Annotated in this window: 12 protein-coding genes; 5 read left to right on the top strand and 7 right to left on the bottom strand. The window is 72.3% G+C overall.

The window, feature by feature from the left end; genetic code table 11:
• The first annotated feature begins 44 nt into the window (after window positions 1–44).
• A complete protein-coding gene (locus tag KUM39_RS25720) occupies window positions 45–701 on the top strand; it encodes an MBL fold metallo-hydrolase (RefSeq protein ID WP_217788162.1) in 657 nt (218 codons plus the stop codon).
• Between the two features lie 305 nt (window positions 702–1,006).
• Here KUM39_RS25720 and aroQ read toward each other — a convergent pair whose 3' ends face one another.
• The 7 genes from aroQ to KUM39_RS25685 form a co-directional block, all read right to left on the bottom strand.
• On the bottom strand, window positions 1,007–1,480 hold the full coding sequence (aroQ, locus tag KUM39_RS25715; RefSeq protein WP_217788161.1) for a type II 3-dehydroquinate dehydratase: 474 nt from the start codon (window positions 1,478–1,480) through the stop codon (window positions 1,007–1,009).
• A 119-nt stretch (window positions 1,481–1,599) separates the two neighbouring features.
• Complete coding sequence (locus KUM39_RS25710) at window positions 1,600–2,700, bottom strand: calcium:cation antiporter (protein ID WP_217788160.1); 1,101 nt, start codon at window positions 2,698–2,700, stop codon at window positions 1,600–1,602.
• Window positions 2,701–2,811: 111 nt separating this feature from the next.
• Complete coding sequence (locus KUM39_RS25705) at window positions 2,812–3,819, bottom strand: TerC family protein (RefSeq protein ID WP_217788159.1); 1,008 nt, start codon at window positions 3,817–3,819, stop codon at window positions 2,812–2,814.
• A 222-nt stretch (window positions 3,820–4,041) separates the two neighbouring features.
• A complete protein-coding gene (locus KUM39_RS25700) occupies window positions 4,042–6,048 on the bottom strand; it encodes a TerD family protein (RefSeq protein ID WP_217788158.1) in 2,007 nt (668 codons plus the stop codon).
• Window positions 6,049–6,110: 62 nt separating this feature from the next.
• Window positions 6,111–6,689, bottom strand: coding sequence for a TerD family protein (locus tag KUM39_RS25695; protein ID WP_217788157.1), 579 nt, complete (start codon window positions 6,687–6,689; stop codon window positions 6,111–6,113).
• A 158-nt stretch (window positions 6,690–6,847) separates the two neighbouring features.
• On the bottom strand, window positions 6,848–8,992 hold the full coding sequence (gene uvrB / locus KUM39_RS25690; protein WP_217788156.1) for an excinuclease ABC subunit UvrB: 2,145 nt from the start codon (window positions 8,990–8,992) through the stop codon (window positions 6,848–6,850).
• A gap of 40 nt (window positions 8,993–9,032) precedes the next feature.
• A complete protein-coding gene (locus KUM39_RS25685) occupies window positions 9,033–9,914 on the bottom strand; it encodes an MHYT domain-containing protein (protein WP_217788155.1) in 882 nt (293 codons plus the stop codon).
• A gap of 293 nt (window positions 9,915–10,207) precedes the next feature.
• On the opposite strand from KUM39_RS25685, the gene KUM39_RS25680 reads away from it, so the two are divergent.
• The 4 genes from KUM39_RS25680 (at window position 10,208) to KUM39_RS25665 (ending at window position 13,841) form a co-directional block, all read left to right on the top strand.
• Window positions 10,208–11,077: a glycerophosphodiester phosphodiesterase gene (locus KUM39_RS25680; RefSeq protein WP_217788154.1), complete on the top strand. Its 870-nt coding sequence runs from the start codon at window positions 10,208–10,210 to the stop codon at window positions 11,075–11,077.
• A 61-nt stretch (window positions 11,078–11,138) separates the two neighbouring features.
• Window positions 11,139–11,708, top strand: a complete 570-nt coding sequence (locus tag KUM39_RS25675) for a methylated-DNA--[protein]-cysteine S-methyltransferase (RefSeq protein ID WP_217788153.1) — start codon at window positions 11,139–11,141, stop codon at window positions 11,706–11,708.
• 199 nt (window positions 11,709–11,907) lie between these two features.
• Complete coding sequence (locus tag KUM39_RS25670) at window positions 11,908–12,816, top strand: pseudouridine-5'-phosphate glycosidase (RefSeq protein WP_217788152.1); 909 nt, start codon at window positions 11,908–11,910, stop codon at window positions 12,814–12,816.
• Window positions 12,817–12,869: 53 nt separating this feature from the next.
• The gene (locus KUM39_RS25665; protein WP_217788151.1) at window positions 12,870–13,841 is read left to right on the top strand and encodes a carbohydrate kinase family protein; all 972 of its coding nucleotides are present in this window, start codon (window positions 12,870–12,872) and stop codon (window positions 13,839–13,841) included.
• The last annotated feature ends 102 nt before the right edge of the window (window positions 13,842–13,943 follow it).

Genomic DNA, 13,943 nt, shown 5'->3' with positions numbered 1-13,943 from the left:
CGCGTGCCGTCCGCAGGTCACCGGGCCGCTATAGGCTGATCGTCATGACGTACAGCGGAGTGGTCCGGGTCGGCGGACCGGCGGACGTGCACGAGCTCAAGGACCTGATGATCACCAAGATCGCGGTCGGCCCGATGGACAACAACGCCTATCTGCTGCGGTGCCGGGCCACCGACGAGCAGTTGCTGATCGACGCCGCGAACGAGCCGGAGACGCTGCTCGGCACGATCGGCGAGGACGGCATCACCGCCGTCGTCACCACCCACCGGCACGGCGACCACTGGCAGGCCCTCGCCGAGGTCGTCTCGTCCACCGCCGCCCGCACCTACGCGGGCCGCGCGGACGCCGACGGCATCCCGGTGCCCACGGCGGTCCCGCTGGACGACGGCGACGTGGTCCGCGTCGGACAGGTGGAGCTGACGGCCCGCCACTTGGTCGGGCACACGCCGGGTTCCATCGCCCTCGTCTACGACGACCCGCACGGCCACCCGCACGTCTTCACCGGCGACTGCCTCTTCCCCGGCGGTGTCGGCAACACCCACCAGGACCCCGAGGCGTTCGCCAGCCTGCTGCACGACGTGGAGACGAAGATCTTCGACGTGCTCCCGGACGAGACCTGGGTCTACCCCGGCCACGGCGCCGACACCACTCTGGGTGCCGAGCGCCCGCACCTGGCGGAGTGGCGCTCGCGCGGCTGGTGAGCCGCCCTCCCGCAAGGGGCACTCACGGAGGGGGCGCTCACGGGCCCCTCATGGGGCGACTGCCCTGAACTCTGCGATATGGCAACGGAGTTGAGGCTACGCCCGCCGCACCGCACCCGTTCACACCCCGTGTGAACGGTTCGCACACACCGACGGCCCGTGCACGCTCCCGGTGGGCGGTGGAGCGCGGTGAACTGGTGAACGCCCCCGCGCAGGACACGGCTCCTGGGCGGTACGGGCCGCCGGCCACCAACCCCCGCCCCTCGGCCGGCGGCCCACCCCCTCTCTCCGGCGCTCCGACGCCGCTACGCGTCGGTGCGGGCGGCACCGGCCAGCTCGGCCACCCGCTCCACCCCGAAGACGTACCCCTGCACGCCGCAGCCCGCGATGACGCCGTCCGCGCGCAGCGAGACGTACGAGTGGTGCCGGAACGTCTCCCGCTGGTGGATGTTGGAGATGTGGACCTCCACCACGGGCATGCCGTCGCAGGTGTTGAGCGCGTCCAGCAGGGCGATCGAGGTGTGCGAGTAGGCGGCGGGGTTGATGACGATCCCGCAGTGCCCGAGCCGTGCCTCGTGAATCCAGTCCACGAGTTCGCCCTCGTGGTTGGACTGCCGGAAGTCCACCGTGCCGCCGTGCGCCGCCGCCGCCCTCACGCACCGGGCCTCCACGTCGGCCAGGGTGTCCGTGCCGTAGATCTCGGGCTGGCGCAGGCCCAGGAGGTTCAGGTTGGGCCCGTTGAGGATCATGATCGGGGCGTTGGCCAGGGTGCGGGGCACGGTTCCTCCGGGTCCGGTCGGGGCGGCGCGTCCGCCCGCTCGCCCCCGGTGTATCACGCCTGCGGCCCGCGCCCGGCGGGGCTGTGGACAACTCCCGCCACCACGGAACGGCCTTCCCCCTACGGGTTGATCGCCAGTTCCAGATAGGCCGCGAACAGCACCAGGTGCACTCCGCCCTGGAGGGGGGTGGCGCGGCCCGGCACCACGGTCAGGGAGCTGACCACGACGGTGAGCGCGAGCAGCAGCATGTGGGTGGAGCTGAGGCCGAGGACGAGCGGCCCGGACAGCCAGACCGAGGCGAGCGCGACGGCCGGGATGGTCAGGCCGATGCTGGCCATCGCGGAGCCGAGCGCCAGGTTGAGGCTGGTCTGCACCCGGTCGCGGCGGGCGGCGCGCAGCGCGGCGATGGTCTCGGGCAGCAGGACGAGCAGGGCGATGACCACACCGACGACGGCCTGGTGCAGCCCGGCCGCTTGCACTCCGGACTCGATGGTGGGCGACACGCCCTTGGCCAGTCCCACGACGCCGACCAGCGCGACGCCGAGCAGTCCGAGGCTGATCCCGGCGGCACGGCGGGTCGGCGGGTCGGCGTGTTCGTTACCGGCGATGACGTCGCCCTGCCGGGTGATCGGCAGGAAGTAGTCGCGGTGCCGCACGGTCTGGGTGGTGACGAAGAGGCCGTAGAGAACGAGCGAGGAGATGGCGGCGAACGTCAGCTGCACGGTGGAGAACTCGGGGCCGGGCTTGCTGGTCGTGAAGGTCGGCAGCACGAGGCTGAGCGTGGCCAGGGTCGCCACCGTGGCCAGCGCCGCTCCGGTGCCCTCGGGGTTGAAGACGGCCGTCCGGTGCCGCAGGGAGGCGACGAGGAGACACAGTCCGACGATGCCGTTGCAGGTGATCATCACGGCGGCGAACACGGTGTCGCGGGCCAGGCTGGAACTCTTGTCTCCGCCGTCCACCATCAGGGTGACGATCAGCGCGACCTCGATGATCGTCACGGCGACGGCGAGGACCAGGGAACCGAAGGGTTCCCCGACCCGGTGGGCGACCACTTCCGCGTGGTGGACGGCGGCGAGCACGGAGCCCGCGAGGACCAGGGTCACGAGGGCGACGAGCGCACCGGGCAGCGAGCGCCCCCAGGTGAGGGCGAGCAGGACCACGGCGAGCACCGGGACGACGAACGTCCAGCGCACGGCGAGCGACCTGAGCCCATTGATCATGCTGCGATGGTTACAGAGGTGTGCGGGGTTCGCATTCCGTTGCTCGCGGATGCGGGTTCCTCCTTCTCGTGGGCCGCGTGAGGGACACCGGCGGCGGGCGGCGCCGTCGGGTCAGCGTCGGGCGTCGATGCTGTGCTCGGACTTCCCCTCGCCCGACGCGCTTCCGGACTCGGCGGCGGACTGCTTTCTGGAGGCGGCCAGGCTGGTGAGGGTGGTGACGATCAGGACGGCGCAGATCACGCCGAGCGAGACCGGGATGCTGATCTCGGGCACGGGGACGCCGGACTCGTGCAGGGCGTGCAGCACCAGCTTGACGCCGATGAAGCCGAGGATGATCGACAGCCCGTAGGACAGGTGGACCAGCTTCTTCAGCAGGCCGCCGATGAGGAAGTAGAGCTGGCGCAGGCCCATCAGGGCGAACGCGTTGGCGGTGAACACGATGTACGGGTCCTGGGTGAGCCCGAAGATGGCCGGGATCGAGTCCAGCGCGAACAGGACGTCGGTGGTGCCGATGGCGAGCATCACGACCAGCATCGGGGTCATGACCCGCTTGCCGTGCTGCTCGATCCACAGCTTGGTGCCGTAGTACCGGTCCGCGACACCGAAGCGGCGCTCGGCGGCCCTGAGCAGCTTGTTCTCCTCGTACTCCTCGTCCTCGTGCCCGGAGCGGGCCTCCTGGACCAGCTTCCAGGCGGTCCAGATCAGGAAGGCTCCGAAGATGTAGAACACCCAGGAGAAGTTGGCGATGATCGCCGCACCGGCGGCGATGAAGACGGCCCGCAGCACCAGGGCTATCAGGACGCCGACGAGCAGCACGCGCTGCTGGTACTGCGAGGGCACCGCGAACTTCGCCATGATCAGGACGAAGACGAAGAGGTTGTCCACGCTGAGCGACTTCTCGGTGATGAACCCGGCGAAGAACTCACCGGACGGCTCACCGCCGCCGAACAGGAACAGCCCGAGGCCGAAGAGTCCGGCCAGGACGATCCAGACTCCGGTCCAGATCCCCGCTTCCTTGATGGACACGTCGTGGGGTTTGCGGCCGATGAAGAAGTCAACCGCGATCAGGGCGGCGAGCCCGACGATCGTCAGGACCCACAGCGTCATGGAGACTTCCACCGCACCTCCGGCATTACGTAGTGGCAAACACTGCCAGCGTGATCGCTGCCGGAGGTCTCCTCCACCCGGATCGGGCCGGCGCCCCGGAACCCGTAGGTCCGTACTGACGAGCGCGCCGCGGTCGGGAGTACTCCCCTCCGTATGGAGAAAAGGTACCCCAATCACCAAGGAAAGGTAAAGAGCTTGGTAAAGAAAAATCCAAGTCAGCAGCTCACGGCGCTTTTACTTATCCTTTGCCGACGCGTCCGTGAGCGCGGTGAGCACCTGCCGGAGGACCGCGCTGCCGGGCGGGACGAGTGACGGCTCGTAGGTCCAGGCATGGCCGACCCAGGGATCGGCCAAGTGGTCGTCGGGGACCGGGGTGAGTCGCATCAGCGAACGCCAGAGCGGGTCCAGCAACGGCCCGTAGGCGGCGGCCCCGGCACGGTCGGCCACGAGCAGCAGATGGACGCCGACGGCGGGCCCCTCGTCCGCGAGGTAGCGGAGCTGGGTGACGGCGCGGTCGTCGAAACCGTGCGGGAAGTCGTTGACGATCAGCAGGTGGCGGCCGGTGTCCAGGTCGGGCGGCAGCGACCCGGCGGCCCCGCCGCGCACCGCCATCTGGACCAGATCGACCCGGTGGGTGAGCCTGCCCAGGATCTCGGCCACGCCGGTCGCGCCGCGTGCCGCTCCGGGCAGCAGTCCGGCGTCGGTCAGCGGCCGGAGCGCCCGCGCACCCGCGCCGTCCGGATCGACGGCGTGGACGGCGAACTCCCCCGCCGGGTGGGCGGCCAGCAGCCGGACGGCGAGGGCGACGGCCGTCTCCAGGGCACGCCGGGCGGTGTCACCGGTGTCCGCCGGGCCGTCCGGTCCGTCCGGGCCGTCCGGTCCGGGAGCACTGTCGATCCACAGCCCGCGCTCCAGCGGCAGCCTGACCAGCAGCGGGATGCGCAGATCCGGGCTCTCGGGCAGGTGCAGCTCACCGAGCCGGACGGCCTGCGCGGGTTCCTCGGGCACCCGGTAGCCGTGCCAGACGGGGTGGTCCCAGCGGGCGCAGGGGGCCGACAGCGCGGGCTCGACCACGGCCGACTCAGCGGCGATCTGCTCCACGTCGCGGTCGAAGGCGGCGTCCGCCTGTTCGACGAGTTCGGCGTGCCGGGTGAGGGCGGCCTCCCGCGCGGCCTCGCCCGCCGTGCCGAGCCGGGCGCGCGGGTCGGCCAGGGCCGCGTCCAGCTCCCGGTCCAGGCGGGTGTCGGCGAACTCGACCGCGCTGCGGCGGGCCGCCGCCGTGCGGGCCAGATCCTCGAACATGCCCCACACCTGGTTGTACAGCCGCTCCTCCAGCGTCCAGCCCGCCGCGTCCCCCGCGACCGGCCGCGCGGGCCCGTCCTCGGGAGGCGGCGTGTGCGACGCGGCCGAACCGGGCGTCGCCGATGCGGACGCGGGGACCGGCTCGGGCGCGGGCTCGGGCATCGTCGTACGGGGGCGACGGCCGGGGTGCGTGTAGTCCACGCGGCCGCCGCCGGGCGGTACGGCGTCGGCCGCCGCGACCGGGTCGAGCGGGCTGTCGGCCGGGGGCACCGGCACCGGACCGGGCACCGCGTCGGGCACCGGCACCGCGCCACCCACAGATGCCGATGCCCCGGCGGGCTGCCGTTCGGAGGTGTCCCGCGGGCGTGGGCCCGGGACGGCGCGGGCGAGGCCGCGGGCCACGGACTCCTCGATGCGCGCGGCGAGTTCATCCGGCGTGCCGAGCCCCTGGTCGGCGAGGAGGGCGGGGAGTCCGTCGGCGTATCCCTGGCCCACTGCGCGCACCTTCCAGCCGCTGTCGCGCCGGTACAGCTCCAGGGCGACGACGGCCGACTCGGCGTCCAGGCCGGTGAGGGTGTACGAGGCGATCTCGGTGCCGTCGAGAGCGGTGACCGCCGTGTGCGGTGCGGGGACGGCGCCGAAGCGGTGCGGGCGGCCCGGCAGTGCGGGCAGGGCGAGCAGGAGGGTGACGCGGTGTGCCGCGGCGGGGAGGGCGTCGAGGTCCACGGCGAGCCGGTGGTCGGCGGCGGCCTGCCCGGAGACCTCGATGCCGGGCAGGGTCGTGGCGCCGGGGTGGGCCACCCACGCGGTGTCCGGCACGGTGCCGTGTTTGTCGCCGAGCACGGCACCCGCCAGGACGGGCACGCCCGCGGAGATCCGGATCTCCAGCCGGGCCCGGGACAACGGGTGGTTCTGCCCCCGCACCAGCTCTACGGTCATCCCGGCCGCCCCCTCTGTCGTGTTGTCACGGGACCCGTTCGCCCCGGCCCCCCGGATGCACCCTAGAGGTGCGGCATGATCGCCGGCATCAGGTCCTGGAAGGTGCGGCCCCGGGCGGGTTCGCCGACGGCGGTCATGGTCCAGCCGGTGCCCGCGCGGTGCACCTTGGCCATGATCTGCGCGGTGTACTCGCCGCCACCGGCCAGGGTGTAGCGGGCCAGTTCCTGGCCGTTGGTCTCGTCCACCAGGCGGCAGAACGCGTTCTCGACCTCCTGGAAGGTCTGGCCGCTGAAGGAGTTGACGGTGAAGACGATCTGATCGACGTGGACCGGGACGCGCTGGAGGTCCACGAGGATGGACTCGTCGTCGCCGCCCTGGCCGACACCGCCCACGAGGTTGTCACCGGTGTGCCGGACCGAGCCGTCGTCGCTGACCAGGTGACGGAAGAAGACGACATCGACGGGCTGCTTGTCGGCGAACAGCACCGCCGAGGCATCGAGGTCGATCTCGCGGGTGCGCGAGCCGAACAGGCCGCGCCGCTTGGCCGCCTGCCAGCCGAGCCCCATGCGCACCGCGGTCAGCGTGGCGCCGTCCTTCTTCTCCAGACTGATGGCCTGACCCTTGGACAAGTTGACGGTCACGGGCGGTTTCCCCTCTCGGTGTTCCCCTGTTGCCGCGCAGCACGCGGTTGTCCAGCACCCTACGCAGCGGCGGCGGGCGTGCCGCACCCCGGTCCCCGCTTTGTGGCGGTGTTGCAACACACCGCCCACGCAGCGGGGTTCGGCGTGGTACGGGTGGGTCAGGCGAGGCCCGCCTCGCGCATCTGGCGGAGTTCCTTCTTCATCTCGGACACCTCGTCGCGCAGCCGGGCGGCGATCTCGAACTGCAGCTCGGCGGCGGCGGCGCGCATGCGCTCCGTCATCTCCTCGATCTGTCCGGCGAGTTCGGCGGCCGGGCGGTCGGTGGGCACGGTGGTCTTCGCCCTGCCCTTGGCGGCCTTGCCCGCCTTGGCGCCGTCGGCCTTCCCGCCGAGGGCGGGCACGGGGGCCTTGGTGCCCTTGCCGTCCTTCTGCTTGCGGTAGCCGGTGCCGAGCAGCTGCTCGGTGTCCACGTCCTCGCGGGCGATCTGCGCGACGATGTCGTTGATCTTCTTGCGCAGCGGCTGCGGGTCGATGCCGTGGGCCTTGTTGTACGCGACCTGCTTCTCGCGGCGCCGGTTGGTCTCGTCGATGGCCCGCTCCATCGCCGGGGTGATCTTGTCGGCGTACATGTGGACCTCGCCGGAGACGTTGCGCGCCGCGCGGCCGATGGTCTGGATCAGCGAGGTGCCGGAGCGCAGGAAGCCCTCCTTGTCGGCGTCCAGGATCGCCACCAGGGACACCTCGGGCAGGTCGAGGCCCTCGCGGAGCAGGTTGATGCCGACCAGGACGTCGTACTCACCGGCCCGCAGCTCACGCAGCAGCTCGACGCGGCGCAGGGTGTCCACGTCGCTGTGCAGATAGCGGACCTGGATGTCGAGTTCCAGGAAGTAGGCGGTGAGGTCCTCGGCCATCTTCTTGGTGAGGGTGGTGACGAGGACCCGCTCGTCCTTGGCGGTGCGTTCGCGGATCTCGTGCACCAGGTCGTCGATCTGCCCCTCGGTGGGCTTGACGACGACCTCGGGGTCCACCAGGCCGGTGGGGCGGATGATCTGCTCCACCACGCCGTCGCCCCGGGACAGCTCGTAGGCACCGGGGGTGGCCGACAGGTAGACGGTCTGTCCGACGCGCTCCTGGAACTCCTCCCACTTCAGCGGGCGGTTGTCGAGCGCGGACGGCAGCCGGAAGCCGTGGTCCACCAGGGTCCGCTTGCGGGAGGCGTCGCCCTCGTACATGGCGCCGATCTGCGGCACGGTGACATGGGACTCGTCGATGACGAGGAGGAAGTCGTCCGGGAAGTAGTCCAGCAGCGTGTTGGGCGGGGAGCCGGGCAGGCGGCCGTCGAAGTGCATCGAGTAGTTCTCCACGCCGGAGCAGCTGCCGATCTGGCGGAGCATCTCGATGTCGTAGGTGGTGCGCATCCGCAGCCGCTGGGCCTCCAGCAGCTTGCCCTGCTTCTCCAGCTCGGAGAGCCGCTCGCCGAGTTCCTTCTCGATGTCGTTGACCGCGCGCTCCAGGCGCTCCGGGCCCGCGACGTAGTGCGAGGCGGGGAAGACGTACAGCTGCCGGTCGTCGCTGATGATCTCGCCGGTGAGCGGGTGCAGCGTGGACAGGGCCTCGATCTCGTCGCCGAACATCTCGATGCGGACGGCGAGTTCCTCGTAGACCGGGAAGATCTCGATGGTGTCGCCGCGCACCCGGAAGGTGCCGCGAGTGAAGGCCAGGTCGTTGCGGGTGTACTGGATGTCCACGAAGCGGCGCAGCAGGTCGTCGCGGTCGATCTCGTCGCCCACCCGGAGCGGGACCATGCGGTCCACGTACTCCTGCGGGGTGCCGAGGCCGTAGATGCAGGACACCGAGGCGACCACGACGACGTCACGCCGGGTGAGCAGGGAGTTCGTCGCGGAGTGGCGCAGCCGTTCCACCTCCTCGTTGATCGAGGAGTCCTTCTCGATGTAGGTGTCCGACTGCGGGACGTACGCCTCGGGCTGGTAGTAGTCGTAGTACGAGACGAAGTACTCGACCGCGTTGTTCGGCAGCAGCTCGCGGAACTCGTTGGCCAGCTGGGCGGCCAGGGTCTTGTTCGGCGCCATCACCAGGGTGGGGCGCTGGACCTGCTCGATCATCCACGCCGTGGTGGCGGACTTGCCGGTGCCGGTCGCGCCGAGCAGGACGACGTCCTTCTCACCGCCCTTGATGCGCCGGGCCAGGTCGGCGATGGCCGCCGGCTGGTCGCCGCTGGGCTGGTAGGGGCTGACGACCTCGAAGGGCGCCACCGTGCGTTCGATCTGGGAAACGGGCCGCATGTCATCAACCGTACGGCCCCCCACTGACAACGGGTGCCGGTCAGCGGTTCTGCGGGGTCCGGGAACGGCGCCGGGGGCCCGCGCCGACCGGCGGGCGGCCGGGGCGGGGGGCGCTGTGCCGCAGCTCGCGGACGGGTACGGCGGTGGCGGGGACGCCCGGCCGGTCCGTCTCGGCGACCGGGCGGTCCGGGCCGCCGGTGACCATCAGCGGGTCGAAGAGGACGGCGGCGCCGGTGAGGAGCAGCAGGACGAGCGGTCCGATCAGCATGGGGGCCAGGACGATGCCCCGGGCGCCGGGCGGGCCGCCGCCGGACGCGCCGTGGACGTGCACGTCGAGCGCGGCCATGCCGGTGTAGTGCATGCCGGTGACCGCGAGGCCCATGACCATGCTGGCGCCGGTCGTCCACAGGAGCCCGCGCCCCTGCCCGGACGCCCAGAGGGCGGCGGTGGCGGCGACGACCGCGATGGCCACGGAGAGGACGACGGTGGCCGTGTCGTAGGAGAACCGGCCGTCGAACTGCATGCCCGCCATGCCCAGGTAGTGCATGGAGGCGATGCCGAGGCCGGTGATGGTGCCGCCGGTGAACAGGGCGGTACCGCGGGTGCCGCGCTGGCCGACGATGCAGATGCCGACGCCGACCATGACGACGGCGAGGCCCAGACTGGCGTAGGTGATCGGCATGTCGTAGTGGATCGGCGTGCCCTCGATGGTGAAGCCCGTCATGGCGACGAAGTGCATCGTCCACACCGAGGAGCCGATCGCGGCGGAGCCGAGGGCCAGCCGGACGGGGCGCCGGGCGCGGGTGACCTGCTGGGACCGGGCGGTGCAGCGCAGGCCGAGCGCGCCGCCCAGGCAGGCCATCACGAAGGCGACCAGCGGGGTGACGATCCCGTAGCTGAATCCATCGACCGTGCCCTGCATGCCTGGGTGGCCTCCGCCCCTGTCGCGTCCGGGACCTGGTCCCGCGTGGTGTGTGCCGCGTGCCGCTGTTCCGGGACCGCGACGGCGGTCGGGTTGTCGCCAGAGATTATGACCCCCACCGGAATGGCCGAACGATTTTCCCGCAAAGAAACACGTGCTTCTCCCACATGTGCGCCATTGGTGAGCGGGACTTGGCCACCACGCGCCCCCGCAGGACCGTTTTGTCGCCCGTACGCGTTTGACCTGCGGCTGCCAAGCTGATCCGGTCGGTATTCGCTACGCGAGGAGTCCGGATGTACGCGCGCGCAGTGGTCGCCACGGTCACGGCGTTCCTGGGGACGGCCGCCCTGCCGAGTCCCACGGCCGACGATGTTCCGCACAACATCTCCACTCCTGTGGTCGTCGCGCACCGCGGAGCGTCCTCCTACGCGCCCGAGAACACCCTCCCCGCGATCGACAAGGCCGCCGAGCTGGGCTTCCCCTGGGTCGAGAACGACGTGCAGCGCACCAGGGACGGCGAGCTGGTCATCATCCACGACGACACCCTGAAGCGCACCACGAACGCGGAGGAGGTCTTCCCGGACCGGTCGCCGTGGAAGGTGAAGGACTTCACCGCCGCCGAGATCGCACGGCTGGACGCGGGCAGCTGGTTCTCCCCGGCCTACGCGAACACCCGCGTGCCGACGCTGAAGGACTATCTGTCACGCCTCGAACAGGATCACGAGAAGCTGCTCCTGGAGGTCAAGAACCCGGAGCTGTACCCCGGCATCGAGCAGGACATCCTGAAGACGCTCGACAACGAGGGCTGGCTGGACCGGCCGCACCTGGGCCGCCTGATCGTCCAGAGCTTCGGCGCCGACAGCATCCGCACCGTGCACGACCTCCGGCCGGACATCACCACGGCCTACCTGGGCGCCCCGGCGGCGGACCGGCTCCCGGAGTACGCGCGCTTCAGCGACCTGATCAACCCCTCGTACGGCAAGGTGTCGGCGGCCTACGTCTCGGCGGTGCACGACGTGACCGGGCCGCACGGGCGACGCCTCGGGGTGTTCGTCTGGACCGTGGACGACGCGGAGGCGGCGCGCAGAAGCGCCGGGTACGGCGTGGACGGGCTGATCACCAACAAGCCGGACGTGGTGCGCGAGGCGCTGCACGGACAGTGAGGCGACCCGCGTTTCCGCTGGTCAGGGCGGATTGTCGGTGCCGGGTCGTACGGTGGGGCGCATGGACGGGCACGAGCGGAAACAGGACGGGCGGGGCGGGCAGCGGGTCGCGTGGGCCGTGACGGACACCGGCATCGGCCCGCTGCTGCTGGCGGCCACGCCCGAGGGGCTGGTCAACGTCGTCTTCCACGCCTCGGAGGCGGTGCGCGGCCTTGCGCTGGAGCGGCTGGGGGCGCGGCTGGGCACGGAGCCCGTGGAGGATCCGGAGCAGCCGGTGCTGGCGGAGGCGGTACGGCAGCTCGGGGCGTACTTCTCGGGCGGGCGGCGCGACTTCGACCTGCCGCTGGACTGGTCGCTGATATCCGGCTTCAACCGCCGGGTGCTGCGCGAGCTGGCGTCCGGGGTGCCGTACGGCACGGTCGTGGGCTACGGCGAGCTGGCCGGGCGGGTCGGGGAGCCGGGCGGGGGTCAGGCGGTCGGGGTGGCGATGGGCGCCAACCCGTTGCCGGTCGTCGTGCCGTGCCACCGGGTGGTGGAGAGCGACGGGGGGATCGGCGGGTTCGGGGGCGGTCTGGAGACCAAGCGGAAGCTGCTGACCCTGGAGGGCGTGCTGCCCGAGCCGCTGTTCTGACGGCCCCCTCCCCCACGACCGTGCACTGCCGTGCCGTCCTGTCGCCCGGCCTCCCACCGCACGCCTGGAGACCTACGGCGGCTCCGGTCGTGGCCGTTCATGCCTCGGGGGCCGGTGGTGTCCCCCACGCGGGGCGGGCGTTTAGCAGGGGGTGCCGCCCGCCAGGCATGAGGGAGGAGCGACGACAGGAGGCGGGCACATGGTGCTGGTGGTGTCGGAAGAGGTCCGCGAGGCGCTGGCCGCCGGGCGGCCGGTGGTGGCTCTGGAGTCCACGATCATCGCGCACGGGCTGCCGCGTCCCCGCAACCTCCAGGTGGCGCTGGAGCTGGAGGAGGAGGTACGGCAGCGGGGCGCCGTACCCGCGACCATCGCCGTTCTGGACGGGCGTCCGCTGGTCGGCCTGGACAAGACGCAGCTGAAACGGGTGGCGAACGAGGACGGCCTCCGCAAGTTCGGCCACCGCGATCTCCCGGCCGCCGTGGCGACGGGGGCGAGCGGCGCGACCACGGTGTCCGCCACCGCGCGGCTGGCGGCGCTCGCGGGGCTCCGGGTGTTCGCCACCGGCGGGCTGGGCGGGGTGCACCGGGAGTGGACGGTCACCCAGGACGAGTCGGCCGACCTGGGGCTGCTCGCGCGGACCCGGATCACGGTGGTGTGCGCGGGCGTGAAGTCCCTCCTGGACGTGCCCGCGACGCTTCAGCGGCTGGAGACCCTGGGCGTGACCGTCGCCGGATACCGCACGGACCGGTTCCCCGGCTTCTACCTCTCCGACTCCGGTCACCCGGTCGAGTGGACACTGCGCGACCCGGGGGAGGTCGCCGGGGTCATGCGGGCCCAGGACGCGCTCGGCGCCGACGCATCGGCGCTGATCGTCGCCAACCCGGTCCCTCCCGAGCAGCAGCTCGACCCGGAGCTGCACGCGCGGGTCCTCGCCGACGCGCTCCGCGCCTGCGCGGCCGAGGGCGTCACCGGGCAGGCGGTGACCCCGTTCCTCCTCGGCCATCTGGTCCGGCACACCGGGGGTGCCTCCCTGGAGGCGAATCTCGCGGCGGTGCGCGGCAACGTACGGCTGGCAGCGGAGATCGCGTCGGCGTGGGCGGCGGGGTGAGTGGCGGCCCGTGCCGTGACGGTGCGGGCGGACGGACGGGCGCGGGAGGGGAGTTGACCGGACAGGCGGATCGTGAGGCGAACTCCAGGACCGGCGCTCGCGGCGAACGCGGGGGCGCGGGCGGGCTGTTGGTGGTGGGGGATGTCATCACGGACATCGTGGCCCGGCATCGCGGTCCGCTCGCCGCCGGAACGGACACGGCCGCCGCGATCAGGACCCTGCCGGGCGGCGCGGGTGCCAATGTGGCCTGCTGGGCGGCCGACGCGGGCTGCGCGGACGTACGGCTGCTCGGGCGGGTCGGTGCGGACTCGGCGCGCTGGCACGAGCGGGAGCTGGCGGCGGCCGGGGTGCGGTCCCGGCTGGTGGTGGACGGCGCGGCGGCGACCGGGACGGTGGTGTGCCTGGTCGATGGCGGCCCGTCGGCCGAGCGCACGTTCCTCACGGACAGCGGGGCGTCGCTGCGGCTGGGGCCCGCCGACTGGTCCGACACGCTGCTCGACGGGGTGGGCCGACTGCATCTGTCGGGCTATCTGCTGTTCGCGGAGTCGAGCAGGGCGCTGGCCGGGGTCGCGCTCGCGGCGGCTCGGGCGCGGGGCGTGCCGGTCAGCATGGACCCGGCTTCGGCGGGTTTCCTGACGGAGTTCGGGGTGGACCGCTTCCGCCGGTTCGCCGAGGGGCTGGACGTGCTGCTGCCGAGCCGTGACGAGGCATGCCTGCTGACGGGGCTGCCCGGAGCGGCCGAGGCGGCGGCCGGGCTGAGCCGCCTGGTGCCGCTGGTGGTGGCCAAGTCGGGGGCGGAGGGCGCGGTGGTGGCACGGGCGGGCGAAGTGGTCGCGCGGGTTCCGGCCGTACCCGCGACCCCGCTGGACACGACGGGCGCGGGCGACGCGTTCACCGGGGCGTTCCTGGCCGCGCTGCTGGCGGACGCGGAACCCGCCGAGGCGGCGGCGCGGGGGTGCGTGGCGGGGGCACGGGCGGTACGGCGAGTGGGCGGGAGACCGCCGCACCGGATGACGAGGGCGTGAATACGGCGGGGGGGGGGGGGGGGGGGGGGGGGGGGGGGGGGGGGGGGGGGGGGGGGGGGGGGGGGGGGGGGGGGGGGGGGGGGGGGGGGGGGGGGGAGGGGG

Source organism: Streptomyces corallincola (genome assembly GCF_019104725.1).
Taxonomy (GTDB): Bacteria; Actinomycetota; Actinomycetes; order Streptomycetales; family Streptomycetaceae; genus Streptomyces; species Streptomyces corallincola.
Note: the sequence above shows the minus strand (reverse complement) of the source record. Positions and strands in the feature narration are given on the sequence as shown.

Excerpts from the sequence above, each read along its gene's own strand:
- KUM39_RS25720 (WP_217788162.1), top strand. The coding sequence starts at position 45 with ATGACGTACAGCGGAGTGGTCCGGGTCGGCGGACCGGCGGACGTGCAC.
- KUM39_RS25710 (WP_217788160.1), bottom strand. The coding sequence starts at position 2,700 with ATGATCAATGGGCTCAGGTCGCTCGCCGTGCGCTGGACGTTCGTCGTC.
- KUM39_RS25685 (WP_217788155.1), bottom strand. The coding sequence starts at position 9,914 with ATGCAGGGCACGGTCGATGGATTCAGCTACGGGATCGTCACCCCGCTG.
- KUM39_RS25700 (WP_217788158.1), bottom strand. The coding sequence starts at position 6,048 with ATGACCGTAGAGCTGGTGCGGGGGCAGAACCACCCGTTGTCCCGGGCC.
- KUM39_RS25670 (WP_217788152.1), top strand. The coding sequence starts at position 11,908 with ATGGTGCTGGTGGTGTCGGAAGAGGTCCGCGAGGCGCTGGCCGCCGGG.
- KUM39_RS25680 (WP_217788154.1), top strand. The coding sequence starts at position 10,208 with ATGTACGCGCGCGCAGTGGTCGCCACGGTCACGGCGTTCCTGGGGACG.
- KUM39_RS25675 (WP_217788153.1), top strand. The coding sequence starts at position 11,139 with ATGGACGGGCACGAGCGGAAACAGGACGGGCGGGGCGGGCAGCGGGTC.
- uvrB (WP_217788156.1), bottom strand. The coding sequence starts at position 8,992 with ATGCGGCCCGTTTCCCAGATCGAACGCACGGTGGCGCCCTTCGAGGTC.